A 24,616-nucleotide genomic window follows, 5' to 3' on the forward strand; every position below is an offset into this window, starting at 1 on the left:
AATTAATCACACCGAGCGGCTCTTTTTATTTCAATAGGTAAAAATACTATTTTAATAATTACTATATTCTTACTTGGGAATGATTAATGTTATTAACTCCGGTTTTATTCCTATTTCTATCGGAAATTGTTTGGGGAGTAATCGCCCGTCGAGATCTACCGACGCGCTTCGTGCTCTGAATACCTTGACTTTCTTTGTGCGGTAGATGCGCACTTGTTCGTGATTCAGAATTCTTCCGCGTATCAATAGCCAAATGCCTGTAAATATCTGCAATAGTTGCAAACGGTGTATAATGGTAACATCCAACCAGCCGTTGTAAGGAACAGCGCTTGGCGTTTGTCCGTAGCCCGAAGCATTGCCTACACAGATAGTCATAATACGTCCTTTAATATTCTCACCGTTAATTTGAAGATGCATCCGGTATAACTTTCGCTCAAAGAAAAGTAAGAAGAATGCGGTGAAGTAGGAGATGAATTTAACGCCCCAAAAGCGTTTGGTTTGGTCGGTAACCTTTACAATACGTGCTCCCAGCCCGATGTTTACTGCATTCAGGAAGAAGCGTCTTACATGCTTCTTGCCGTTGTAGTATTGGCAGTAGCCTATATCGACTTTCTTTTTACGGTGGTTTATGATGCAGTCTACCGCAGCCTTGTACTCTTCAATATCCAAACCCCAGTAACGGGCAAAGTCATTGCCAATACCATTTGGTATAATGCCAATGGCTATGTCGTGTTTGTTCTCGGCGTTGGAGGCTAAGATGCCGTTCAGTGCATCGTTTAATGCGCCGTCGCCTCCTACCACTACAATCGTTTGGTAGCCGTTGTTAGCCAGGATGCCCGCAAGTCGCTCTACCGATCCAAAACCTTCGGATTGCACATAGTCGTAGGATACACCCTTGCTGTCCATGTACTCTTTAATCTCTTGCCACCGTTTGTGAGCTTTTCGTGTTCCGGCTTTCGGATTATAGATGATTCCCCATTTTCCTGAATCTACACTCATTCTCCTGTATTTAGTTTGTTAGTTACTTCTTTTCTTGTGATTAGTTCTTTAACGCGACCAATCTTTTCTTCCATCTGAAGTGTTGCGTCTATCCAATGGATGGTAAACCCGCGCCTTTCCATGCCTCGAAACCATGTCATTTGTCGTTTAGCAAATTGATGAATGGCTGTTTCCAACCCGGAGAACATTTCTTCGAAAGAGAGTTCTCCTGTGGCGTAGAGCGTGAGGTATTTGTATTCCAAACCGTAATAAATCAAATCTTCGGCAGCGATGCCACTATTAAGCAGTTGGGTTACTTCTTCTATCATCCCTTCCTCCAAACGTTGTTTAAGGCGGTTGCTTATCTTTGCACGGCGCAGCTCGCGGTCAATGTCTATGCCTACAATCAAACTGTTGAGTTGGGGAAATGGTCGCTGTTCTCGTGGGTGGGTAGCGTAATACTCTTCTATCTCTATGGCGCGGATGGCGCGTTTTGCCGTATCTACATCGGTCTGGTTGTGCAATGTTTTGTAGCTACCGAGCAACTCGGTCAACTCTTCCAATGTTTTATCAGCCAGTGATGCTCGCAACTCCGGATTTTCGGGTACGGGTAACAATTTGTATCCCTTCAGAACCGATTCCAGATACATACCTGTTCCACCGCAAAGAATGGGTAGTTTATTCTGGGCGGTAATTGTCTGAAAAGCTTTTAGAAAATCGCGTTGATATTCAAAAACGTTGTATTTATAACCCGGCTCGGCAATGTCTATCAGGTGGTAGGGTATTTGCCTACCGTTTACGGTGTAGTCCGCAAGGTCTTTCCCAGTGCCAAGATCCATCTTTCGGTAAAGCTGCCGGGAGTCCGCGCTGATTATTTCACTATCCAGCTCGTAAGCCAAATGTGCGGCAAAGGGTGTTTTGCCGGAGGCTGTAGGACCTAAAATGGTGATTAAATCGTATTGCGGCATGGTGCTTATGCGTTTAGACTTTCAGCAAAGATAGTGAAAGGAACCGAAAATATTGTACGATGCAAGCATTTTAGTAACTCGGAGGCTATTTTTACAAAAGAAAAGAGATCGGTGCATGAAGTCTTAATCTTTGTTATAACACCGTTGTTTTCGCACACGATGCTTGCAAGTATCAAAAAAAGCCGTACCTTTGCAATGTGTTTTTCATAGTATTAGATTTAAGGTTAACAAGGTTGGGATCAGGCGTGATCCCTTTTTTTATGCTTCTTAATCTACTTCTCCTTTTATGCGTTTTATCTCTTTGTCAAAATCAGATTCAAACAGACGGTCTTGGATAGAACGATAGCTTTCAAATTCATTTTCAGCATGTTGTTTGGCTATAGCGGCGGTTATTTTACCCGCGTCTTGTAGTAAGTCATTTCCGTTTGCTTGAAGAATTAAGTCTAAATGCTTAGCCCAATCACTCATAGTGAGTGGTTTGCGTCGTTTAGCATATTCTTCGGCAAAATCCAAATAACCATTAACAATACGACCAAGAGATTCTAATTCGCTTTCCGTTAGATAGTTTTTGGCTATTGTTACATCTGTTTTTACAATTTTACCATGAGGTGATTTTCCCCATGAAGTCAATCCCATATTTTCCTTTGTATGATCGGCTCTATGAATAATTAACTCAGCGGCAGTCTGCTTGTGCACTGCATAGTGCATTTTGTTCTGAACTCTTGCGAAAAAATCTTTAGTTGTGGACGATTCTGGGCTATAATCCATAGAGGTAGCATAAATATCAGTTATTTTTTGGTAAAATCGTCTCTCTGATAACCGTATCTCGCGTATTTCTTCTAAAAGGCGTTCAAAATAATCGTCATCAAGGAAGGTTCCGTTTTCCATTCTTTTGCGGTCTATTACATAGCCTCTTAATGTAAAGTCACGCAAAATACCTGTTGCCCATTGTCTAAAAGCTGTTGCACGTTTTGAGTTGACACGATAACCAACTGCAATAATCACATCTAAGTTGTAGTGTTTTATTGTTCTGCGAACTTCACGGTTGCCTTCTTGTTGAACTACCGAGAAATCCTCGGTAGTTGAGTTTTCATCCAACTCGCCATCGGTATAAATGTTTTTTATGTGCAAGGCTACATTATCTATTGAACTATCAAATAATGAGCTCATGTTCTTTTGTGTGAGCCAAATAGTTCCGTCTTGTACACGTACTTCTATCCCATCGCCTTTTGATTGATAAGCGAAAATTAAGAACTCAGCTGTACTATTTCGAATTTGTAACTTGTTTTTTTTGTTATGCTTGTTCATCTTATTCACACTTAGTTCTCCCTATTTCACTCCACCACCGTCAGCACTAACGCCATGTAGGGTTTGCCGGGAAGCTTCACCTTTCTCATATTCACATCGTTTATTTCGTACTGTTTGCGTTCGGTAACAAATACATCTTTAACTTCGGTTGTGGTCATATTCCATGTGTCCAGTACTTCTACTTTCACTTTGGTTCCATTTGCCCAAGCAGTGCGTGTAGGTACCATAAAGGCCCATTCTTTTAGTTTCTCTTTACCAAGATAAATCACGACTTGTCCTTTTTCTGCTTTAGCAATATTCAGGTAACGCCAGTTGTCGATAATTTTCAGTGAGCCGGTTTGTTCAATCAATTTTCGTAGGAAACCAATGCGTGGTGCGCTTGTACCCCGTAGAATGGCTCCTTTCTCTGTCCAGGCAATGTGGTCGGCACTGGTAAATACTTCGCCGTGTGTGGCATAAGTGCCTACAATGGCAGCTTGCCAGAAGCGGAATGTGAGTTCTTCGCCCGAGAGGCTTCCCCAACGGTTGGGGTAGTTGCCTTCGTAGCAAATTTCGTCGAACACAACAGGTTTGCGGTAGCTGTCTTTTACCAGTCCTGCTCTGCCGAATTCCTCGCAAGCCGATTCGTTTTGTATGCTGCAATGTGTAATGAGTGGATGGTGATAGTTGGTATATATCTTACCGTTGTGGTTGGATACTAAGTGCCCGTACGGGTCGCTTTCGGCTACGGTTTTAAGGATAGCATCCCAGTCGTCTGTCGTTTTTGCTTTCAAGAAATCCCACTCATTGGCAAGCGACCACCAAATGTTACGGAAGGAAGCCAGACGGGCAACGAGGTAGCGCACGTAGTTCAAATCGCTGCTGCGCGTCATGCGGTCAAAACCAAAGTGCCCCTCATCGTAAGGGTGAAACAAAATGAGATCGCACTGTATTCCTAAGCGGTCAAGGTCATCAATACGACGTTCTAAATGACGGAAGAAATCGGTGTCGAAACGAGTGAAATCCCATACCGCTACGTTGTTGTTCAGGCTATCAGGCACGGCACCTTCAATCTTCAGGAAAGGGAAATAGCGCGGTTCGTTGTTGTTATTGTCGTATGTTTTGGGAAATACGCAGATGCGGATTTTATTGAAGGGCGACTCGGAAAGAGTTTTCAACGTTTGTTCTTCGCGCTCCATGTTGGGATGAACGAAGGCATACATCGTAGTTCCAAAGGGATAATAGGGTGTGCCGTCGGCGTATCCAAAATCCCATGTATTGCGCACGCCTACCATACCGTGGTTATTCCCTGTAGCAGGAATGCATTCAAATGAACCGCTTTGATTGTCGAGGCTCTTCATGTTGCTTCGGGTGGTGTAGCTCCATGTTCCGGTTTTTTGTGGCATGAAGCGTATTTTGTACCCTTTATCGCCATCGTAAAATCCGTTTACGGTAATTTGTTCTTCGCCATTGCTGAAGGTGGCGCGCAGGTCTGCGTCAACAAAAGGATTGCCTGTAGGTGTTCCTGCAAGGGTTGCTTCAAAGCGTCCCCACTGTTCTACTTGTTCTTGTGCGGTGGCGGTAGATACGCACAGCATAATAGCGCTAATGAAAGCGATTAGTGTTGAGTTGGTGTTCATCATGTTCATCTGTTTTTTTTAATCAAGCAAATATATAACAAAGGATTGAATTTGAAAATCCTAATTTTGGGGCTTTTTATGTGGATTTTGCTGACTTTCTACAAAAGCCCTTTTGTGGGCGCTGTCAATAGTTTTTGTGTGCATTTTGTGTTCGGGTTTTCTATTGAATCTAAAGATGCACCTTGCGTAGATGCGTTCTGGCGGCTCTTTGTCTTTTTCAAAGTCACTCTTTTTGTTGCCTTTTGCCTGGATTTCGTCTCAGAAAACAGGGGTTAATAAACATTAAATCTAAAAAACGCAGTTTACAGTATTATATTTTTTAAACTTTTCTCTGCAACAAGAGGTAGGTACCCTACCTACCTCTTGTTGCAGAGAAAAGTTGCTTTAAATTTTACTTAAAGAGTTTTTATGTTTAGACGCTATAGTGAGTTTGCTCAATTATCTCAATGTTTTTGTGTATGATTCTGACTGTTTTCAGTGCCTTTTCTGACTGTTATATGGTGTGTAAAACACTGTTTTTCTGAATGTTGATTTCTTGGTGTTGTTTGGTGTGTTGTACCAATGTTTTGTTGGTTTTGTGGTGCTTTCTCTTCTGCTTGTTTGTTCCTTCAATAGTGCTTTTTGCTTCGATTTTCTCTTTTTGACCTCTTTCTGTGAAGTGGTTTTTGCAAAGAGGGGGTGGTCTGGGTGGTGTACAAAACACCCCGAGAAGATAACGATATAAATACATCTTTTATTGAAAAAAACAGACGCATCTCGCCAAAATATGCTATTTTTGCATTAAACAAAGTAAGCATGAAAGAAGCGAACAAGCGTGTGCTGGTAGGTATGAGTGGCGGAGTAGATAGCTCGGCTGTCTGTCTGATGCTACAAGAACAAGGCTATGAAATAGTTGGTGTGACGATGCGTGTATGGGGCGATGAACCTCAAGAGGCACGCGAACTTGCCGACCGCATTCATATAGAACACCACGTGGCAGACGAGCGCGAGGAGTTCAAACAAATAATTGTTCGTAACTTTATTGATGAATACCGCAACGGACGAACGCCAAACCCCTGCGTGATGTGTAATCCACTCTTTAAGTTTCGTGTTTTGGCGGAGTGGGCAGATAAGCTGAATTGTCGGTGGATAGCTACCGGGCATTATACCCGCTTGGAACAGCGAAACGGAAAAGTCTACATCGTAGCCGGAGACGACAATAAAAAAGACCAGTCTTATTTCCTTTGGCGATTGGGGCAAGAAGTGTTGCAACGCTGTCTTTTCCCACTGGGAACTTATACAAAAGCATCCGTGCGCGAATACTTACATCAGAAAGGTTTCGAAGCCAAAGCACGCGAAGGCGAAAGTATGGAGGTCTGTTTTATTAAAGGAGATTATCGTGATTTTCTTCGTGAGCACGACCCGCTTATTGACACAGAAATAGGTCCCGGATGGTTCGTCAATACCGAAGGCGTAAAGCTGGGCGAGCATAAAGGGCACGCCTACTATACCGTAGGTCAACGCAAAGGTCTGGAGATAGCACTGGGGAAACCGGCGTATGTATTACGTATAAATCCGGAGAAGAATACAGTGATGTTGGGCGATGCCGAGCAGCTGCAAACCGAATATATGTTGCTGGAGCAGGTAAGTATCATAGACGAGGAAGAACTCTTTGCCTGTACTGACCTGACGGTGCGCATACGCTATCGCAGCAAACCGATACCTTGCGAAGTGAAAACCTTGGAAGACGGCAGACTGTTGGTACACTTCCTCGCGGAGGCTTCGGCGGTAACACCCGGACAATCGGCCGTGTTTTACAGCGGTCGCCGTGTATTGGGTGGGGCGTTTATAGCTTCGCAGAAAGGCATCGGGTGGATTGTAGAACAAAACTCAAAAAAACAGATAAATAAATGAGAAAAGCAGTATGGATAGCCTTGCTTTGTATGGCTATTGGCGCTTCGGCGCAGCAAGATACATTGAAGTATCGCATTATGCTGGCAGACAAGGCAGGCTCAGCGTATTCCGTGGAGCATCCCGAACAGTTTCTTTCGGAGAAAGCAATTGCCCGCAGACAAAAACAGGGGATTGCCATTGACGAAACAGACCTCCCCGTGAGTGAGCAATACCTGCAAGCTATCCGATCGCTTGGCGTGAAGGTAGTGGCTATGGGTAAATGGGAAAACTTTGTCACGGTTTCCTGCAATGATACAACGCTGATAGACCAGATAGCCCGCTTCCCTTTTGTGACCAGCACCATGAAGGTGTGGGAGCTTAAAAAGACAAAGAAACCACAATTCGCTACCAAGCGAGATTCCATTGAGGTAAAAGAAATTCAACTATCGGATAATCTTTACGGTTCGGCTTATCAACAAATAAGTATGAGTAATGGCGATAAGCTACACGAAGCAGGCTTTAAGGGCGAGGGCATGACGATTGCCGTAATTGACGGTGGCTTTCACAATGCCGATATTATTCCGATGCTTGCCAATGTGCGCGTATTGGGCACAAAAGACTTTGTAAATCCTCACTCGGATATCTATGCCGAAACCAGTCACGGTATGGCGGTGCTTGCTTGTATGGCAATGAATCAACCCAATGTGATGATTGGTACCGCACCAGAGGCATCGTACTGGTTGCTTCGCACGGAAGATAGTTATTCGGAATATCCTGTAGAAGAAGATTATGCCGCTGCAGCTATCGAGTTTGCCGATAGTGTAGGGGTAGATTTAATAAATACCTCACTCGGTTACTATACGTTTGATGACAAGACAAAGGATTATCGCTACCGCGACTTAGATGGAAAAGTGTCGCTTATGAGCCGCACCGCCAATCGCACTGCTGAGAAAGGTATGCTCTTGGTATGTAGCGCTGGTAATGCCGGTAGCGGATCGTGGAAAAAGATAACTCCTCCCGGCGATGCAGAACATGTTATAACGGTAGGTGCCATTGGCAAAAACGGAGTATTGGCTCCTTTCTCTTCCGTTGGTAATACAACCGACAATCGCATCAAACCTGATGTAATGGCAGTGGGCGCATTCTCGGATACGATGGGGACGAATGGTAATTTAACTTTGGTGAACGGAACATCATTTTCTTCGCCTATCATGTGTGGGATGATTGCTTGTTTGTGGCAAGCACTTCCGCAACTTACCGCCAAGCAGATGTTGGAGGTGGTGCGGCAGTCGGGCGATAACGCAGAACATCCCGATAATATCTACGGATACGGCGTGCCCGACTTGCGGGAAGCATATTCTAAAGCAAAGTAGCTCCCCGTGCAACAACCGTTTACTCTATACGAACTCAACGCGCTTGTTAAGAAAAGCGTTTCACAAGGCTTGCCCGATGAATATTGGTTGCAAGCCGAACTGAATGATGTGCGTGTACATGGTGGTCATTGTTACCTCGAGTTTGTGCAGAAAGACCCACGGGGGAACAGCCTCATAGCCAAAGCGCGCGGTACTATCTGGGCAAACGTGTTCGGTATGCTGAAACCTTATTTTGAAGAAACTACGGGACAATCCTTTGCTTCAAATATAAAGGTATTGGTGCAGGTGCGTGTGGAATTTCATGAGCTCTATGGCTATAGTTTGACCGTGTGCGACATAGACCCTGCTTACACACTGGGCGATATGGCTATGCGTCGTCGGGAAATTCTCAAGCAGTTGGAAGAAGAAGGGGTACTCACCCTGAATAAAGAACTCGAAATGCCTGTGTTACCACAACGCATAGCTGTTATCTCGTCGGCAACAGCAGCAGGATATGGCGATTTCAGTCATCAATTGGTAAGCAATCCGCATGGCTTTTACTTTCAACCGGAACTCTTCCCTGCCATTATGCAAGGCGAGAACACGGAAAAAACCATCCTTGCCGCGCTGGAAAAGATTATGCAACGCGAAGAAGAATTTGATGTAGTGGTAATCATTCGTGGCGGTGGGGCTACTTCCGACCTCTCGGGCTTTGATACCTATCTGCTGGCTGCAGCCTGTGCACAGTTTCCGTTGCCCATTATCACCGGAATAGGACACGAACGGGATGATACGGTGCTGGATGCCGTATCGCACACACGGGTAAAGACACCCACCGCTGCAGCCGAGTACCTTGTCAATAGGGTAGGAGAGGCTGCGGGAAGGCTCTATACACTGACCAAGCAGTTGGAGCGTGGCGCATACAATCGTCTGACGCAAGAACGAACACTATTGCAGATGCTTGCCACACAGATTCCTGCCATAGTCCATCAGCGAATGTCCAAAGAGCAATATGCGCTGACAAGTCTGAAGAAGGAACTAACCACTGGTGTTAAGGCGCTCTTGGTTCATAAGAAATACCAATTGGAACTGCTTGCGCAACGCATCAAGGATGCTTCGCCCGAGTTGTTGCTCAAGCGTGGATATAGTATCACACTCCTAAATGGTAAGGCGGTAACATCTGCTACGCAGGTACACGAGGGCGACGTGATAACCACACGTCTGGCAGTAGGAGAGATACATAGTAAAGTAGAAAAATAACCTCAATAGAAAAGATATGGCAACAAAGAAAGAAACCTATTCGCAAGCAATAGAACGTTTGGAAGAAATTGTAGCTCTGATTAATAGTGGAGAGTTGGAGGTTGACGCGCTAAGCGAAAAAATCAGGGAGGCGAACGAACTTATATCATTTTGTAATAAGAAACTAACCCAAACAGCAGGTGAAGTGGAAAAATTATTGGAAGAAAAGCAGCAAACTGAATAAATAAAGCTAATTTTGTCCAATCTAACTAACGAATAAAACAATACCATTATGAAAGAAATAGACTGGTCGAGTTTATCATTTGGCTATATGCCGACTGACTACAACGTAAGAATTAACTACCGCAACGGTGAGTGGGGAGTATTGGAAGTAAGCAGTAGCGATACCTTGAATATCCACATGGCAGCTACTTGTCTGCACTATGGACAAGAAGCATTTGAAGGTTTGAAAGCATTTCGTGGCAAAGACGGAAAGATTCGTATCTTCCGCATTGAGGAGAATGCTAAACGCTTACAATCTTCATCTGAGGGTATTATGATGGCAAAACTGCCAATTGACCGTTTTGTAGAAGCCGTAAAAAAGGTTGTGGAACTCAACGAGCGCTTTGTACCTCCTTATGGAAGCGGAGCATCGCTCTATATTCGTCCGTTACTCATTGGAACTTCGGCACAAGTTGGTGTAAAACCAGCTGCGGAATATATGCTTGTTATCTTTGTAACTCCGGTTGGACCGTACTTTAAGAGCGGCTTCAAACCTTCTCCTTACGCTATACTACGTCATTTTGACCGCGTGGCTCCACTTGGAACAGGTCGTATCAAGGTGGGTGGCAACTATGCGGCAAGCTTGCAAGCAGGAGACGAAGCACACCGCTTAGGCTACTCGGCAGTACTTTATCTGGATGCTAAAGAGAAAAAATACTTGGACGAATGTGGCCCAGCCAACTTTTTCGCCATCCGTGGCAATAGCTACATCACACCCAAGTCGGACTCTATCCTTCCTTCTATTACCAATGATAGTTTAACAATCCTTGCCGAAGATATGGGCATGACTGTAGAACGTCGTCCTATCGAAGTAAGTGAACTTGCTACTTTCGAAGAAGCTGGTGCATGTGGTACAGCAGCGGTTATCAGTCCGATAGAGCGTATCGACGATCTTGACGAAAAGAAATCATACGTATTCAGTAAAGATGGTGAAGCAGGTCCTATCTGTACTAAGCTATACAACAAGTTGCAAGGTATACAGTATGGCGACGAACCGGATACACACGGTTGGAATACGATAGTGTAAGACTTTAGAAATTTAAAGTTTATTTATTCATATTAAAATACCATGCCCCTCCCGCATGGCTTTCCTCCCTCTCCTTTGGAGAGGGTTGGGGAGAGGCTGCACTTATATATGGCAAAGAACAAACTACAAAAGTTTGCCGATATGGCAAGCTATCCACATGTTTTTGAATATCCTTACTCTGTAGCCGAAGACGTTCCCTTTGAAATGAAAGGGCAATGGCATCGGTCGTTTTTTAAGAATGACAATCCCATTGTGTTGGAACTGGGGTGCGGAAGAGGAGAGTATACTGTGGGGTTGGGCAAACTTTTTCCCGAGAAGAACTTTATTGCGGTAGATATAAAAGGTGCCCGTATGTGGAGCGGAGCTACCGAAGCGCTTAATGAGGGTATGACTAATGTAGCCTTTTTGCGTACCAATATCGAAATTATCGACCGTTTCTTTGCTACAGACGAAGTGAGCGAAATATGGCTTACCTTCTCCGACCCGCAAATGAAGAAAGCTACCAAGAGGCTTACCTCAACCTTTTTTATGGAACGTTACCGCAAATTCCTTAAAGATGGTGGTATTGTTCATCTCAAAACCGATAGCAACTTTATGTTTACCTACACCAAGTACATGATAGAGGAAAATAAACTTCCCGTGGAGTTTATAACCGAAGATCTCTATCACTCAGGCTTAGTGGACGATATCCTGAACATTAAAACATACTACGAGCAACAATGGCTTGCACGTGGACTAAATATTAAATACATCAAGTTCTGTCTTCCACATAACGGTACGCTTACCGAACCCGATGTGGAAATAGAACTCGACTCTTATCGTAGTTACAACCGTAGCAAACGTAGCGGTTTAACCCACAACCATTAAAAGAAATGACACTATATCCCAAACTTATTCTCGATGCTCTTGCTACCGTTCGTTATCCCGGTAGCGGTAAAAATATTGTAGAAGCCGAAATGGTCGATGATGACATGCGCATAGACGGCATGAAAGTATCTTTTTCCCTAATCTTTGATAAACCCACTGATTCTTTTGTGAAATCTGTGGTAAAAGCTGCCGAAACAGCTATCCTTACTTATGTAAGCAAAGAAGTGGAAATAGCTGGCAATATAAACGTAAGATTTAAGCAGACCGCTCGTCCCGAAGTAGGGAAACTGTTGCCACAAGTGAAGAATGTCATTGGCATATCTTCGGGCAAAGGTGGTGTGGGCAAATCTACCGTTTCGGCAAACCTTGCCGTGGCACTGGCGAAGATGGGTTATAAAGTAGGGTTGCTCGACGCAGATATCTTTGGTCCATCCATGCCTAAAATGTTTAGGGTAGAGGATGCTCGTCCATGTGCGGAGGAGATAGACGGTCGCGATTTGATTATTCCCATAGAAAAATATGGCGTAAAGCTTCTCTCCATAGGTTTTTTTGTAAACCCTGATCAAGCCACATTGTGGCGTGGCGGTATGGCAAGCAACGCCTTGAAGCAACTCATAGCCGATGCCGATTGGGGCGATTTGGATTATTTCCTCATAGACCTTCCTCCCGGCACAAGCGATATCCACCTTACTATTGTACAAACGTTGGCACTGACAGGTGTAATCGTAGTAAGTACTCCACAGGAGGTAGCACTGGCAGATGCGCGTAAAGGTATCAATATGTTTACCAACGATAAAGTAAACGTACCCATCATTGGACTCATTGAAAACATGGCGTGGTTTACCCCTGCCGAACTTCCCGAAAACAAATACTACATCTTCGGTAAAGATGGTGCCAAGCAACTTGCCGAAGAGATGAATGTTCCGCTATTGGGGCAAATTCCTCTTGTGCAAAGTATACGCGAAGGAGGTGATGACGGATCGCCCGTTGCCTTGAACGACAATTCATTAACCGGACAAGCATTTGTAGCTGTAGCCCACAATGTCGTAAACTATGTAGAGGAGCGGAATAATGAACAGCCGCCCACCCAAATTGTAGAAATAAAAGCACACTGATAAAAAAGATTCTTTGACTGTCGTCAGCCATAGGCGCACGCCCCGTCAGCCTATGGCTCGTGCTTCGTCTGCCTATGGCTCATGCTTCGTCTGCCTATGGCTCATGCTTCGTCTGCTTATGGCTGATGGTTCGTCAGCCATAGGCAGATTTTTCTTCTTCTTATTTTCTTTCCATTCCTCTTCCTCTTTTCAGAATTATTTCAACTTTGCCTGCAACCTTTGTATTGTAAACGCAAGAAAACGGTTACAATATGTATTATCAAACTAAAATATCATGTTATGAAAACGAAATTATTTATGTTTACCTTAGCAGTTGCGGGACTATTCTTTGTAGGCTGCAGTGACGATGACGACAACATCAAAGTAGATCAAACCATTCAGAATGCATTCGAAGTTCAGTACCCCGATGTTACCCGTGTGGAATGGGAGATGAAGAGTGGATACTATGTGGCAGATTTTAAGCAAAACGGTATGGAGACCGAAGCATGGTATAGCGGACAAGGTATATGGAAAATGACCGAAACGGATGTGCTCTACAAAGATATTCCACAAGCGGTAAAGAGTGCTTTCGAAGCAAGCGAATACGCAACCTGGCATGTAGACGATGTGGATATGCTGGAAATGCCCGATGTAGAAACAGTCTATATCATTGAAGTGGAAAAAGGAAAAGAAGAGTACGACCTTTACTATACCATTGATGGCGTATTTGTAAAAGCAATGGTCGATACAAATGGTACATATCTTCCTACAACTGTGCTTCCGGCAATAAAAGAGTTTATAGCAGTGAAATATCCGCAAGCGCGCATTGTAGATATCGATCAGGAACGCAATACGGTTGAAGTAGATATTGTGGACAATAAAATATCTCGTGAAGTAGTGTTCGACCTGAACGGTGAGTGGATGCATACAAAAACAGAAGTGCGTCAGGCGGATGTTCCACAAACGGTGTTAAACGCACTGGCTACAACCCAATACGGCTCTTGGAGAATTGATGATGTAGATCATTACGTAACGGCAAATAGCGAATATTATGAGTTCGAAATGGAATCGGGCAAGCAAGAAGTGCTTGTGAAGATTGATATGAACGGAAACGTGCTGTAAACGATGCCAAACATTATTGCTTCCCTCACTTCGTTTCCGGGCAGAATTGGTACTGTTCATCAGGCAATTCAAACGATATTGAATCAGACGGTTCGACCGGACAGGGTTATCTTATATTTAGCTTGCGAGCAGTTTCCTGCTCGCGAGCTTCCACAAACACTACATGCCCTGATACACGAAAATCCATCCTTTGAAGTACGTTGGTGTAGATATGATATCAGGTCTTTTAAGAAGTTGGTGCCTGCCTTGCATGATTTTCCTAACGATATTATTATAACCTTCGACGATGATATCCTTTACCCGCCTACCATCATTGAACGCTTGGTGGAGAAACATCACAAGCACCCCAATGCTATATGCGGATGCCGTGTGAAACGAATCAGGATTAAGAACCATGAAGTGGAGAATTACCGCAACTGGAGTCGCTACCGAACGCTACGTTCCGTCTTTTCGGGTGTGCTTCCTCAATATAGAAACATAGCTACTACGGGTGGAGGTGCCTTATTCCCACCACACGTATTGCATCCCGATGTATTGCGCGAAGATATATTCATGAACTTATGTCCCACTACCGACGACCTTTGGTTTTGGGCGATGGCTGTCCATAATGGCGCGAAGACTGCTCCGGCAGGAAAATATCTGAATATCAATGTGATAAAGGAATCGCAAACAGAACGATTGTGTACAAATAATCTTCGGGGCGAGAACCTGAATGATAAGAATATGAAGAAAATACTAGCCACATATCCCGGCGTTTATGACTCTATTTGTGAGCACAAACAGTTGGATTATGAACTGTTCTTCTTCTCCTTTATCAATTTGACAGCTCGCTGGCTATTGGGTGTCGGTACTCATTGATGGAGTATCACCTTTGTTGTGCACTCCGCAGCACGCAACACATATGTACCTCCTGGTAATTTCTTTTTGAGCATAGTACGTTCGCCGACGACAATGGATTGTTCGGCTATTTTGCGTCCGGTGGTGTCGAATACTGTGATTTTCTCCGTGTTTCCTTTTTTCCCTTCGAGGTGCAATACAACAACTATTTGTCCGTCATTATAGATATACGCCAGTAGCTCATTACCATTCTTCGCCTCTTGGTTTACATCTGTTTCATTGGGTAATCCGCTCACCACAGAATGACGGAAACGTATACTGAAACGATCTGTAACAGATACGCTGCTCGAAGTAAATTGATAATTTTTGCAACGAAGATTAGTTTCAGTATTACGCCATTTGTCTATAAGGAATACATCCAATGTATCTAAATTCAGTATCTCCTTGGCATGGAAGCTAAAACTACCTCCTTCTTCTGCTTGGAAGCCAAGGGGTATTTCCATTCCGTTTGTGATTTCGGGTAGCCCGTTTATCGTTAGTTCACGGCTAGAAGAGTAGGGTATGGTGAATATTTCAATTCCACGTTCAGCGAATAATTTATCGCTGTCGTAGATATCGAATTCCTTTTTTGCTTCAGGGTCGGCATATATTACAGTTTCGTCAATGTAGAAATCATTATTGACGGTGAGACGTAGCAAAGGACGCTTTTCGGTATTGTTATTCGCTGCCCGCGTGGTTTTAAGGAAATTGCTTGCATGGTCGGCATGCGATCGGTGATTATCCTTAAAGGTAAGTATCCCCGAACTCTTCCCATCTATTAAGCGTACCCAGAATGCTTGCATCGGTGCTATGTATGCCATAGAGTATGAACCGGTAGGTGTTGCGTTTTCCCATCCCGGTGCTACAGCTACATCACCCGAAGCGTTGTACGACCAGAATTCATACACACCACCTACTTGTGTGCGATACCATATTGTACTGTAGAGGTTGGCTTCTTTCGCTTCTTCCGATGTCCACCGCCAATATGATGGAAAAGGGTTACCCACAAGGTTGAACCCTCGTTTCTCATGTCCGTCATCTTGTCGGGTAACATTGAATTGTGTTTCCTGGTCGCCATCGGAATAGATACCCGAGAACTTTACGGCGATATCTGTTTCCGAAGAATAGGCTGTATAGCCTAAACCGGTATAAAAAATACTATCTGCTTTTTCGGGTAACCAATTATGCATTCCTTCGTGGTAACTTTCTACGCGCCATGTATTTCCGGCGATTGTTTCCAAATCATCTCCGGATATGCTTTTGCCAAGCGCTTCTTTTATCAGAGGTATTTCGCCACCTTGCACAGGACTGCTTACATACCAGTTGCGACCTTTGCTCAGCAGATGTTCCATATTCTGTCGCACAGCTTGCATGTTACCACTGTTGGCAGGATTTTGGTTGAGGAAAGAAGCATTGGCTTGCAGTGTGAAATCATTGGCTTTAAGTATCTTTTCGTAGGCGATAGTGTACATTTTACCCGGGCAAACGGTAATACTCTCCATATCTACATCTATATCCTGCACGCAGTTTGCATTAATCTGTACATCAGCACCGGGATATGGAAGAATATGGTAGTCGGTCTGGGTTTCCCATTTATGTGGCTCGCTCCAATAACCGTTCTCGACAAATTTTACGGGATAGTAGGTAAATCTATCGGTAAATACGCGTGACTCTATGCCGTTGTTGATAACAATATCTCCTAGAATAGATACTGTTGATGCATCTGTGATACACTTAATCTCAATATTGTCAACCGATACTATTTTAGCTGGTATACCAGCGATGGTAACTGTAACTAACTCTTCGCTTCCTGTTGTCCCCAGTAAGCCGGTTCCGCGGATAGTAATTTCCGTGTTGCCCGTTACAGGCCCGTAAGCGGGAATTACATCGGAAACGTTGATAGGTTCGTAACGATATCCATCGGTAAGTGTGGTGGTGGCACAGACGGCTGTTACTGCTACGGTTACATAACCCGATACATGAGGAGGGGGTGTACAGTAGATTGTGTTGTTGTCGACTACCTCAATATTATCAGCAGGGATACCATCGAAAGTAACCTCTGGTGTAGAAGACGTTTCGAATGGCTTAAAACCGCTACCGGTAATGGCTATTGTACCGTCTTCCTTAATAGGAGCTTCGGGAATTCCGGTGTAGATACCTCCGGAGGTAGGACCCGAATTAGGTGATATCTTTGTAATCTCGGTGGTAATAACCGATAATGTGTTTTGATCGAAATATCCTACGGCAGGAACGTTTAGACCATAAGGGGAATAAGTAACGTTCTCGGTGAAAGCATCACTGAATTTTGTGATGCGGCGGTTGACCGTAGCCTGCGGACTGGTTGTGAATGTATAGACAGCTTCCTCTCTTTCGCTTTGTTCATCGGCAACACCTGTGTTCATGTTAATAATGGTAAAGTTATAGGGTGCGGTGCCATTGCTGATTGTTACAGTTACATCTACCGGATATCTGGGACAAACGAGTGTTTCTTTGGGAGTGATGCTTATTGTGGGCATAGGCACGAGTTGTATATGGAACTCTGTAGCCTCAGACCGACAACCATAACTATCTGCTTTAACAAGCCAATAGGTTGTATCTATGGCTTTTGTCGGGTCAAGCTTTTCTGGAGGATTGGCTATTTTAGCAACGGAAGTGGTGTCCGAACTGGTATACCAATCCAAATACTGAGATTCGTCAAGGTTGAGGTCTAGATAATTCATCAAGTCGAGTTGTTCAGTTCCCGCAGGTTGAACATAACCCCTCAATGGAATAACAGTAATGTATGTGTTCACGGCAATCTTAACCTCCACCTTTCGAGGCTTGCTCTCACACTTTCCGGGTTCGGTAATGGTAGCCCAATAAGCTTCGTATTCGTGATTCTCATTTTGAAAAAAGCTATTCATTTTTTCGTCGGTAAGAGGATCTAAACCAGAACGAAGGCGTTCGCCTTTCACTCCATTATTATCAGCATACCATGTAATCCATTCAAGGTGCTTCACGTTTTCAACTTCGTCTATCTTCCATAGTTCTCCTTCTTCCTCATCTATTATTTGGTTGCCCTCTTCGTCAACTATCGGTATCTTGTTATTATTGCTATCAAGTAAGTATGCCGGTTCATGGTTTACTACTACAAGTGAGTCCCATACAATGTGGTTGGCAAAATATTCGCGATTCTCATCTTCAATATTCCACGGTGTGGCTATGATGGAATTTTCGTTAGGTTTGTGATCTATATCTTCGTCAATGGGGCATACTTCTCTGAAATCCCAACGAATCTCCGGTAATTTGGTGCGCGGAGTTATGGTGATTTCTCTCTCGGTAACGCAGCCATTGGCGGTGGTGTAGGTAACGGTTACTTTGCCGCCCTTGCCTTCTTCATCTTCGTCTACGTCGGTACTTAGCATACCATTGGAGTCTATCTGGACAATACTGGTGTCTGAACTGGTGTATGTACCTCCGTTTGCATTGTCGAATATTGTATTGTCGCGATATTTAAGTTGTAGCTGCAATGTTTCACCACTACAAATCTCACCAGGATCAACAATTTCGGGACATGGGTACACTATGACAGCCAATGTAAACTCTGTTCCCGCACAGCCTACGGAGTTTGTAATCGCTGTGGGTGTTACCGTGTAATATAGCGTTGCTGTGGTAGGCGAGGTGTTTATCAGTGTTCCTATGTTGATGTTGTTGCCCAATCCACTTTGAGGAGGGTTAGAGATTGCTCCCGGATGAGATGTGGTGGTTAATATCCACTCATAGTTTGTTATTCCGGCAAAGGCTGTGCCCGATGCAGGGTCGTAGTCTTTTACACTTTCACCATTGCAGATGTCAATTTCCTTGTAAGAGATAACCGGCTTGGGGTATACCGTTACAGTTATGGTAAACGTATGCCCCTGACAGCTACCTAATGTAGAGCGTGGCGTAACAATATATGTAACAGTTTGGGGCGAATCGGTGGTATTGACTAGTGTGTTGCTTATAAAGCTTAGATTTGTACTGGAGGCTGCTGCTCCGGTTACCCCCTGTGGTATGTCTGCTGGTATACTCCATGAATAGATTGGTGTAGCAGGCAGTACATCTCCTTGTGCTGCCGACGGAGTTATTTTAAATTCTTCTCCACTACAGACGGAGATTATTTTATCCTGCACATCAGGAACAATAATAACCGTAAAAGTAGCAGTACCTTTAGAATCGTCGTACACGTTATCGTACGTTTCGCCAAACCAACTTATCCTTTCGTAATAGGCTCTTACTTTATAGGCATATCTACCCGGAGCCAGTCCTTCGGTAAAGAACTCTGGAGTGTTGGTCTTTGTACCTGTGTTTTGTCCCTCTATAATCCACTCCCAACCATTGGACGAAAGAACAGGGAGAGAGGCAGTAGCTTTAACCGCTACCTCACCTTGGCAAATAGAGTTGACATTGGCATTGTAGAGTGAGATTACCGGAGGTGCAGGGAATGTCGCCGAAATGCGGACAAGACCGGGTGCACCATTGCCACCTTGGTAAGGATTGCCACCAAGTGCATTCCGTCTTTTTCCCCCACCGCCACCGCCACCGTAACTACTACCGTTGCTGCCTGGGTTGGCAGTCCCAACTCCATCTCCTCCTTTGCCGCCATGGTCATCAGTAGAGTTTCCACCGCTACCGGCATTCCCTCCGAAAATATTTCTATAACTTCCGTTACCACCAGTTTTTCCTGCACCGCTAGAGCCTGCGCCGCCACCACCACCGCCAGAGCCTTCACCGCCACCTTGTCCACTCCCACTACCTCCATTACCTCCACTGTAAGCAGTGCCGACACAATCCGACGCTTGACCTCCTGCCGCACCATCAGAACTATTGTCCGCTACTCCTTTGCCACCTACTGCCTTTACTAAGGTTGTTCCATCAGAAAGTAAAACATAGGAGTCGCCTCCATTGTGTGTTCCACTATCTCCCGAACCTCCTGCTCCTACTGTTATAGTAAGTATTTGCCCGGGAGTTACGGTAATGACGTTTCGCGAATACGCACCTCCACCTCCGCCACCACATGCACGTCCGTTGTCGCTGGAGTAACCTCCACCTCCACCTCCACCCCATGCTTCGAGTGTAACAGAAGTTACTCCCTGAGGAACGGTGAAGGTACTACTGCTTTCGTACAATTTGGATATAGGCAAGCTCGAAACAGGGATTTGTGCGTGCATAACTATCCCCATGCCCATTAATAAAATGGGCAGGAGTAGGCGAGAGGTGTGTTGGGCGATGCGCATGGGCTATTAGGCTGTAGGTACGTCTGTAATGTCTTTACCGAAGTCTGTAACCTCTACTTCAAAGCTAATGGCTGTTAGGGCATTAAATGTAATTTTAATGGCATACTGCTTACCCATTTCGAACTTGTCTGAATCTCCCAGAGCAACGCTTACAGTCTGTGAATCGAGGTTCCCTATGCTGTAAGTAACTTCTAGAGCAAACTTTCCGCCATTCTCATTTGCTGCAAGTTGTTCTGTGGTATGAGGTATTACCATCATGCCTTGTTCCATAGATGTAACAAGAGTTGCGGTACTTGTTCCTACCGGAACGGCCACGCCTGTAGCTGCAAGGATGTAGGGATAATCTATCTTGTCAGTATCACCAGGAGTCCATGTCCATCCCCATTGAGCAGTAGTTGCGTCGGTTTCAGGTGCAGTAGGAGTACCTGCGATTGTTCCGGTAGGGTATAGGTTTTTAAGAATTAATTTCTCAATAACCACAACCTCGGGCATACTGTTAACTGCTTTTACAAATACACGAGCCAGTGCATGCTTGAAATTGAATCTCACTTTGTTGGCTATGGTAGTATATGTTTCTCCTGCAACAAGGAAATCTTCTTGTACTGTTTTTCCGTCAGCATTCGGTGCAGATACTGTGTGCGTGAATGATGCACCGGTAAAGAGATTGGTTACGACTGGCGATTTACTCGTTGTTCCTACAGGTGAGTAGGCTACGAAATTAGCTTCTTTAGCTCCTGTATTGTAGTAGCGTTTGGGGTTGTAGTCGAACGAACCGCCTGTTTGGCGTGCTACGGTTACTCCATTAAAGATGTTTTTTTTAGTATCTCCTTCCGCTTCCACAGCTACATCGTCAATACCATATACTACGAATGCTTCAATTGAACTGCTGGTTGTTCCTGTTGTTCTTGTAACTTCAGGTGTACCCCCTTGTACATGGAAGCTCACTGCTCTGGTCTCATTCACAAGGTCAATAACTTCATCATTTGAACATCCTGTCCATAGTCCGATTGTTGCCAAGAAGGACAATCCTAAGAAAATTTTTTGTTTCATAATCATTTAATTAAAATTTATATAATCGTTATCTAATCATTTCATTTAAAATTTACGGCACATCCAACGTCATCTGTAGTTGGTATTGCTTTCCAATCTCAAAGATAAAACCTTCTACAACGGGCAGTTTTTTTGTTGCCGAAGTATAGTATTGCTCACCGTTAATAGGCGAAACCGTATAAATATCATATTCCACGTACACAACAGTTTCATTTCCAGCCAGTACTTCCTGCGGCATCACAAAAATGCCATCATTACTACTCACCAATGTAGTGTACTCTTCTTCGATGGTTACCGCTGATGTTATCAGATTGAAGCGATAGCTGGCTGGCTGTGATAGATCGCTCCACACTGTTGCTGTAGGCGTTCCGTAATTGTATTTACCTCTGGAATAAAGGTTGCGCAAATCCATTCGCACTACTTTGATGCGGTAGGTATCGTTGTTTTTTGCTGCTTTTGCTCTCGCTGTTACTCTACTGAAAGCGTGCTGGAAATTCAAGGGTATGGCTTCGGTATGTGGCGATTCGCACGTGTAAGTTGCTACCAATAGGTCTTCCTGATCGTTACTCACAATTCGCGGTGGAGTTGGCTCTCCTGTTCCAAGTGGTGGCTCCTCACTTCCTTTGTATGGCATCGCGTATTCAATAACGGGTGGAGTTGTATCATCACCATTGTGACTCAGCCCGGTAATAAAGTTTTTAATCCCCGCGGGTGCGTACGCATAAAAATCTACCTTGCCTCCTTGCGGCCAATACTTCTTGGGGTAATAATCCCATATCAAACCACTTTCGGGCTTGTATACGTACTGCTCGTCGAAAAGAAACGACCAATCGCTGTCATCGGTATGTATTCCATTTATCACAAAATCGGGAATGGTAGCATAAGTGTTTATCGGGGCGCGTGTGTCAGTATAGTGATCGTTACTTCGGGTCATTCCTCTCGTTGGTACATCTATAATCTCTCCCCAGTCTTCTACGCCAATAGTAAAGCCACCGTCGGTAGGTCCTTTATCTCCCTCGTCTGCGTTTACCGATAATCGGTGATCATTATAAAGCACAATGTCGTACCCACCGTTGCGCTCTCTCCATGCTAATTGTTCTTCTAATGTACCATTTTCGCCCATTGCTCCTTTCAGTTGTTCGGCGATTGTGTCTTCCCATTCGTCTTGCCAATATCCCCATGCACCGTAATACCGGGTGTTACCACTGTTGATTGTTTCTACGGTTAGGCGAAAACGATTATCGTTAGTGTCGAGCGGTCCAAAAGTGACAAACTTTCCCACTACCCAGTCGCGCGTCCATCCCACAAGGGTGTCTGTACTTGCCCAGCTGGGGTTTTTTGCCGTGAAAAGAGCTTTTTCCTGTTCACTCCAACGCGAACTTTTTTGAGCATCTCTGATGGCTTCCACGCGAGAGAATAGGATAGTAGATGGTGTTGGGGCTAATTCTCCGGTTGCCGGAAAGTAAGAAGCTGACATACCGGATATGGCTCCACCGTTTTTGACCATGTTTTGAGCTCCTATCACATCGTATATGAGGAATGTAAATTCGCGCAACACATCCTTGGGGTAAAAATGAACAGTAACCTCTTCGTCGGCAGAAATATTCTGTAGGTCGATAAATTGCGAACGGCTATCAATGTAGAATTGATAAGGATATGTTTCGGCTACGGTCGTCTCGCCCCCGGGGAGTTGAGGCACCAGGCTGTTGTAGATACCTGTTGCCCGCATATTGTATGCTTCAAAGCTTTCTCGTGTGCCTTTGCTTCGGAACGCCATGTTGGTGTGTCCGTTGAAATCCATACACATAACGTCGTATACAGTGGCATCAAGTCGTTCGATTCCTCCGTACACATCCATATCGGAAGATATAAGCGAACTCGATTGTGGATACCAGTGCACGGTCATGTTACTTGGAAATGTTATCATGTCGCGAGATATATCCTCCCAATGAATGATTACATTGACAGGGATATCGCCTGTAGGGAAAGGGTGCGAATGCAACTCTTTCTGCTGGCAGGCAACGATACCCGTCAGTAGGAGAATAAATGTGATTATATGTTTGTTTACTCGCCGGGTAACCATACTAACGATACACCTACACGGGTAGGTCCGATATAATTTCTGTTGATAGTCTTTTCCTTTTCCCAATGCTCATGTGTCATACTATAATCATATTTATAGTATTTGCCACCCACGTACCCAATTGCCACTCCTAATTCCATGTTCAGTTTATGTGTAATAGGGAAGCTGTATCCATACGATAATCCTGCCGACCAACTTGGGTCGCTTTGGTAACCTTTGCTATTTTCGTCTTTAGTGAAAAGGCGCACATCGTACTTGCCCATCATGGAGTAAAAGCCTAAAGCATGTCCATGTAGCGGATGTGGCGACTTGAACCAATGGCGTAGCTCTATGCCTGCCGTTTGAATATTATGCGACCATCGCTTCTGTATAGGATGCCCAAAAGTCCATCTACTCAGGCTACCTTCTATTGCTAATGACCATTGCTTACCCATATACCACTCAATTGTCAGGTTGGGGAGGAGTAGCGCGTCATACAATAAGTTGGTCTTAATCGCCAGATGCAATGGTGTCCGTTCTTTGACAGGTTTGCTTGGGTATACGTATTCTGTAGTGGTAATGTACATGGTGTCGCTTTTCAGGAATACAGTGTCGCGCATAGTGGCGTGTTGCGTTTCTGTTATAGTAGGGGATGGCAATTGATTGGCTTTGAAAAATGTCTTTTGCTTGTCCGAACCAGGGATGATGTAGGAGCCGTCTTTCATCTTCAGGCGTATAGCCGCATATTGAAGCCTGTCTCTTATTTGTTTCTCGGTAAAGGGAGGCTTCTGTGTCTTTAACATGTCGTAGCCAAACTTGTCGATGCCAATGATGTTGAGCTTGATGGGGAACTCCTCTGCTAGTTGGGTATGTGCTTGTTGTAAATAGGATTGTAGTGACAGACAGCGGTTTTGCGCCAGTTTTATATTATATTCTTCACTACCTACAGGCGAACAGGCACCAATAATCTCAATAGAATCGAGTGCTTCGACTATATATGGAGACTTTAAAAGCTCATCTACCGCGTTGAACATAATGTTGTTGTCGTAATAGTGACGCATTAACTCGTGTTTGCCTGTGGGAAAATAAAAAGCCGAAGGGAAATTATCACCTTTCCATACAGAGATATGGCGATTGGCACCAATAGAGGTATTGCTATAATTCAAAGTTATGGTATCGTTGCTGTTTCCTTTGGATATGTAGCTACCCTTAGCAACGGATAAAACACTCCCGTCACTCGCCATCGTAATCCGCTGATTCTCTAATGTTGGCAAAGAAATGTTCTGTTTGTCTGTAACGTTTTGAGCATACAAGCCAATTGCACAGAATGAAAACAAAAACACAAACAATGTCAAGAAACGCTGAAATCCACTCTTGTTAGCACAACGACACAAAATCACAACAAGGTTTTCCATAGTTACCCCCAGCCAATGCTACTGAATTAATTTTATTTACAGTAAATGGATAGGTATAAATGCATAATATTATTAACAAATACGAATAATGGACTATTAATCAAGTTGCAAAAGAAGTAAATTATACTTAGGGCAACAAAAGAAACGCCCTGTTTTTTTATTCTTTAACACAAAATGTATTGCTGTTTATTAAGTCTGCGATAATCAGCTATTTAGATTGGCTAATTTGG

General features: G+C 44.2%; 17 protein-coding genes. 9 read left to right on the forward strand and 8 right to left on the reverse strand.

The features are described 5' to 3' along the window. Nucleotides 1-69: 69 nt before the first annotated feature. The 4 genes from D0T50_RS09585 to D0T50_RS09600 all read right to left on the reverse strand — a co-directional run bounded on the left by D0T50_RS09585 (nucleotide 70) and on the right by D0T50_RS09600 (nucleotide 4,876). Nucleotides 70-999, reverse strand: a complete 930-nt coding sequence (locus D0T50_RS09585) for a diacylglycerol kinase family protein (RefSeq protein WP_163223312.1) — start codon at nucleotides 997-999, stop codon at nucleotides 70-72. Beyond that, on the reverse strand, nucleotides 996-1,946 hold the full coding sequence (gene miaA, locus D0T50_RS09590; protein ID WP_163223313.1) for a tRNA (adenosine(37)-N6)-dimethylallyltransferase MiaA: 951 nt from the start codon (nucleotides 1,944-1,946) through the stop codon (nucleotides 996-998). Before miaA ends, D0T50_RS09585 begins: the two co-directional genes overlap by 4 nt. A 267-nt stretch (nucleotides 1,947-2,213) precedes the next feature. After that, nucleotides 2,214-3,254, reverse strand: a complete 1,041-nt coding sequence (locus D0T50_RS09595) for a virulence RhuM family protein (RefSeq protein WP_163223314.1) — start codon at nucleotides 3,252-3,254, stop codon at nucleotides 2,214-2,216. 26 nt (nucleotides 3,255-3,280) lie between these two features. Beyond that, nucleotides 3,281-4,876: a DUF5060 domain-containing protein gene (locus tag D0T50_RS09600; RefSeq protein WP_239058246.1), complete on the reverse strand. Its 1,596-nt coding sequence runs from the start codon at nucleotides 4,874-4,876 to the stop codon at nucleotides 3,281-3,283. A 792-nt stretch (nucleotides 4,877-5,668) separates the two neighbouring features. Here D0T50_RS09600 and mnmA point away from each other — a divergent pair. From mnmA to D0T50_RS09645, 9 genes are all read left to right on the forward strand, one after another. Beyond that, nucleotides 5,669-6,766, forward strand: coding sequence for a tRNA 2-thiouridine(34) synthase MnmA (gene mnmA, locus D0T50_RS09605; protein WP_163223315.1), 1,098 nt, complete (start codon nucleotides 5,669-5,671; stop codon nucleotides 6,764-6,766). After that, nucleotides 6,763-8,118 carry a S8 family serine peptidase gene (locus tag D0T50_RS09610; RefSeq protein WP_163223316.1) on the forward strand — a complete coding sequence of 452 codons (1,356 nt, stop codon included), beginning with the start codon at nucleotides 6,763-6,765 and terminating at the stop codon, nucleotides 8,116-8,118. The genes mnmA and D0T50_RS09610 overlap by 4 nt, the downstream gene beginning before the upstream one ends. A 6-nt stretch (nucleotides 8,119-8,124) precedes the next feature. Further along, on the forward strand, nucleotides 8,125-9,357 hold the full coding sequence (gene xseA / locus D0T50_RS09615; RefSeq protein WP_163223317.1) for an exodeoxyribonuclease VII large subunit: 1,233 nt from the start codon (nucleotides 8,125-8,127) through the stop codon (nucleotides 9,355-9,357). A 16-nt stretch (nucleotides 9,358-9,373) separates the two neighbouring features. Further along, nucleotides 9,374-9,580 carry an exodeoxyribonuclease VII small subunit gene (gene xseB, locus D0T50_RS09620; RefSeq protein ID WP_163223318.1) on the forward strand — a complete coding sequence of 69 codons (207 nt, stop codon included), beginning with the start codon at nucleotides 9,374-9,376 and terminating at the stop codon, nucleotides 9,578-9,580. A gap of 48 nt (nucleotides 9,581-9,628) precedes the next feature. Then, nucleotides 9,629-10,645 carry a branched-chain amino acid aminotransferase gene (locus tag D0T50_RS09625; protein ID WP_163223319.1) on the forward strand — a complete coding sequence of 339 codons (1,017 nt, stop codon included), beginning with the start codon at nucleotides 9,629-9,631 and terminating at the stop codon, nucleotides 10,643-10,645. 108 nt (nucleotides 10,646-10,753) lie between these two features. After that, nucleotides 10,754-11,512 (forward strand): tRNA (guanosine(46)-N7)-methyltransferase TrmB, encoded by a 759-nt coding sequence (gene trmB / locus D0T50_RS09630; protein ID WP_163223320.1) that lies wholly within the window; start codon nucleotides 10,754-10,756, stop codon nucleotides 11,510-11,512. Between the two features lie 5 nt (nucleotides 11,513-11,517). Continuing rightward, the gene (locus D0T50_RS09635) at nucleotides 11,518-12,627 is read left to right on the forward strand and encodes an Mrp/NBP35 family ATP-binding protein (protein WP_163223321.1); all 1,110 of its coding nucleotides are present in this window, start codon (nucleotides 11,518-11,520) and stop codon (nucleotides 12,625-12,627) included. A 279-nt stretch (nucleotides 12,628-12,906) separates the two neighbouring features. Next, nucleotides 12,907-13,728: a PepSY-like domain-containing protein gene (locus tag D0T50_RS09640; protein WP_163223322.1), complete on the forward strand. Its 822-nt coding sequence runs from the start codon at nucleotides 12,907-12,909 to the stop codon at nucleotides 13,726-13,728. Between the two features lie 3 nt (nucleotides 13,729-13,731). Next, nucleotides 13,732-14,586, forward strand: a complete 855-nt coding sequence (locus D0T50_RS09645; RefSeq protein ID WP_163223323.1) for a glycosyltransferase — start codon at nucleotides 13,732-13,734, stop codon at nucleotides 14,584-14,586. Here the strand turns inward: D0T50_RS09645 and D0T50_RS09650 are convergent. From D0T50_RS09650 to D0T50_RS09665, 4 genes are read right to left on the reverse strand one after another with little or no spacing between them, the layout of a single operon-like run. Further along, nucleotides 14,580-19,859 carry a PKD-like domain-containing protein gene (locus D0T50_RS09650; protein WP_163223324.1) on the reverse strand — a complete coding sequence of 1,760 codons (5,280 nt, stop codon included), beginning with the start codon at nucleotides 19,857-19,859 and terminating at the stop codon, nucleotides 14,580-14,582. The genes D0T50_RS09645 and D0T50_RS09650 overlap by 7 nt on opposite strands. A gap of 6 nt (nucleotides 19,860-19,865) precedes the next feature. Continuing rightward, a complete protein-coding gene (locus D0T50_RS09655) occupies nucleotides 19,866-20,909 on the reverse strand; it encodes a fimbrillin family protein (RefSeq protein ID WP_163223325.1) in 1,044 nt (347 codons plus the stop codon). A gap of 52 nt (nucleotides 20,910-20,961) precedes the next feature. Beyond that, nucleotides 20,962-22,992, reverse strand: coding sequence for a fimbrillin family protein (locus D0T50_RS09660; protein WP_163223326.1), 2,031 nt, complete (start codon nucleotides 22,990-22,992; stop codon nucleotides 20,962-20,964). Beyond that, complete coding sequence (locus D0T50_RS09665; protein ID WP_163223327.1) at nucleotides 22,974-24,245, reverse strand: DUF3575 domain-containing protein; 1,272 nt, start codon at nucleotides 24,243-24,245, stop codon at nucleotides 22,974-22,976. The genes D0T50_RS09660 and D0T50_RS09665 overlap by 19 nt, the downstream gene beginning before the upstream one ends. Nucleotides 24,246-24,616 lie beyond the last annotated feature (371 nt).

It is taken from the genome of Bacteroides sp. 214, assembly GCF_010501015.1.
GTDB lineage: Bacteria > Bacteroidota > Bacteroidia > Bacteroidales > Bacteroidaceae > Bacteroides.

Coding starts and splice junctions, on each gene's coding strand:
- D0T50_RS09600 (WP_239058246.1), bottom strand. CDS start 4,876: ATGATGAACACCAACTCAACACTAATCGCTTTCATTAGCGCTATTATG.
- xseB (WP_163223318.1), top strand. CDS start 9,374: ATGGCAACAAAGAAAGAAACCTATTCGCAAGCAATAGAACGTTTGGAA.
- D0T50_RS09595 (WP_163223314.1), bottom strand. CDS start 3,254: ATGAACAAGCATAACAAAAAAAACAAGTTACAAATTCGAAATAGTACA.
- miaA (WP_163223313.1), bottom strand. CDS start 1,946: ATGCCGCAATACGATTTAATCACCATTTTAGGTCCTACAGCCTCCGGC.
- D0T50_RS09585 (WP_163223312.1), bottom strand. CDS start 999: ATGAGTGTAGATTCAGGAAAATGGGGAATCATCTATAATCCGAAAGCC.
- D0T50_RS09625 (WP_163223319.1), top strand. CDS start 9,629: ATGAAAGAAATAGACTGGTCGAGTTTATCATTTGGCTATATGCCGACT.
- trmB (WP_163223320.1), top strand. CDS start 10,754: ATGGCAAAGAACAAACTACAAAAGTTTGCCGATATGGCAAGCTATCCA.
- D0T50_RS09650 (WP_163223324.1), bottom strand. CDS start 19,859: ATGCGCATCGCCCAACACACCTCTCGCCTACTCCTGCCCATTTTATTA.
- D0T50_RS09645 (WP_163223323.1), top strand. CDS start 13,732: ATGCCAAACATTATTGCTTCCCTCACTTCGTTTCCGGGCAGAATTGGT.
- D0T50_RS09655 (WP_163223325.1), bottom strand. CDS start 20,909: ATGAAACAAAAAATTTTCTTAGGATTGTCCTTCTTGGCAACAATCGGA.
- mnmA (WP_163223315.1), top strand. CDS start 5,669: ATGAAAGAAGCGAACAAGCGTGTGCTGGTAGGTATGAGTGGCGGAGTA.
- D0T50_RS09610 (WP_163223316.1), top strand. CDS start 6,763: ATGAGAAAAGCAGTATGGATAGCCTTGCTTTGTATGGCTATTGGCGCT.
- D0T50_RS09635 (WP_163223321.1), top strand. CDS start 11,518: ATGACACTATATCCCAAACTTATTCTCGATGCTCTTGCTACCGTTCGT.
- D0T50_RS09640 (WP_163223322.1), top strand. CDS start 12,907: ATGAAAACGAAATTATTTATGTTTACCTTAGCAGTTGCGGGACTATTC.
- D0T50_RS09660 (WP_163223326.1), bottom strand. CDS start 22,992: ATGGTTACCCGGCGAGTAAACAAACATATAATCACATTTATTCTCCTA.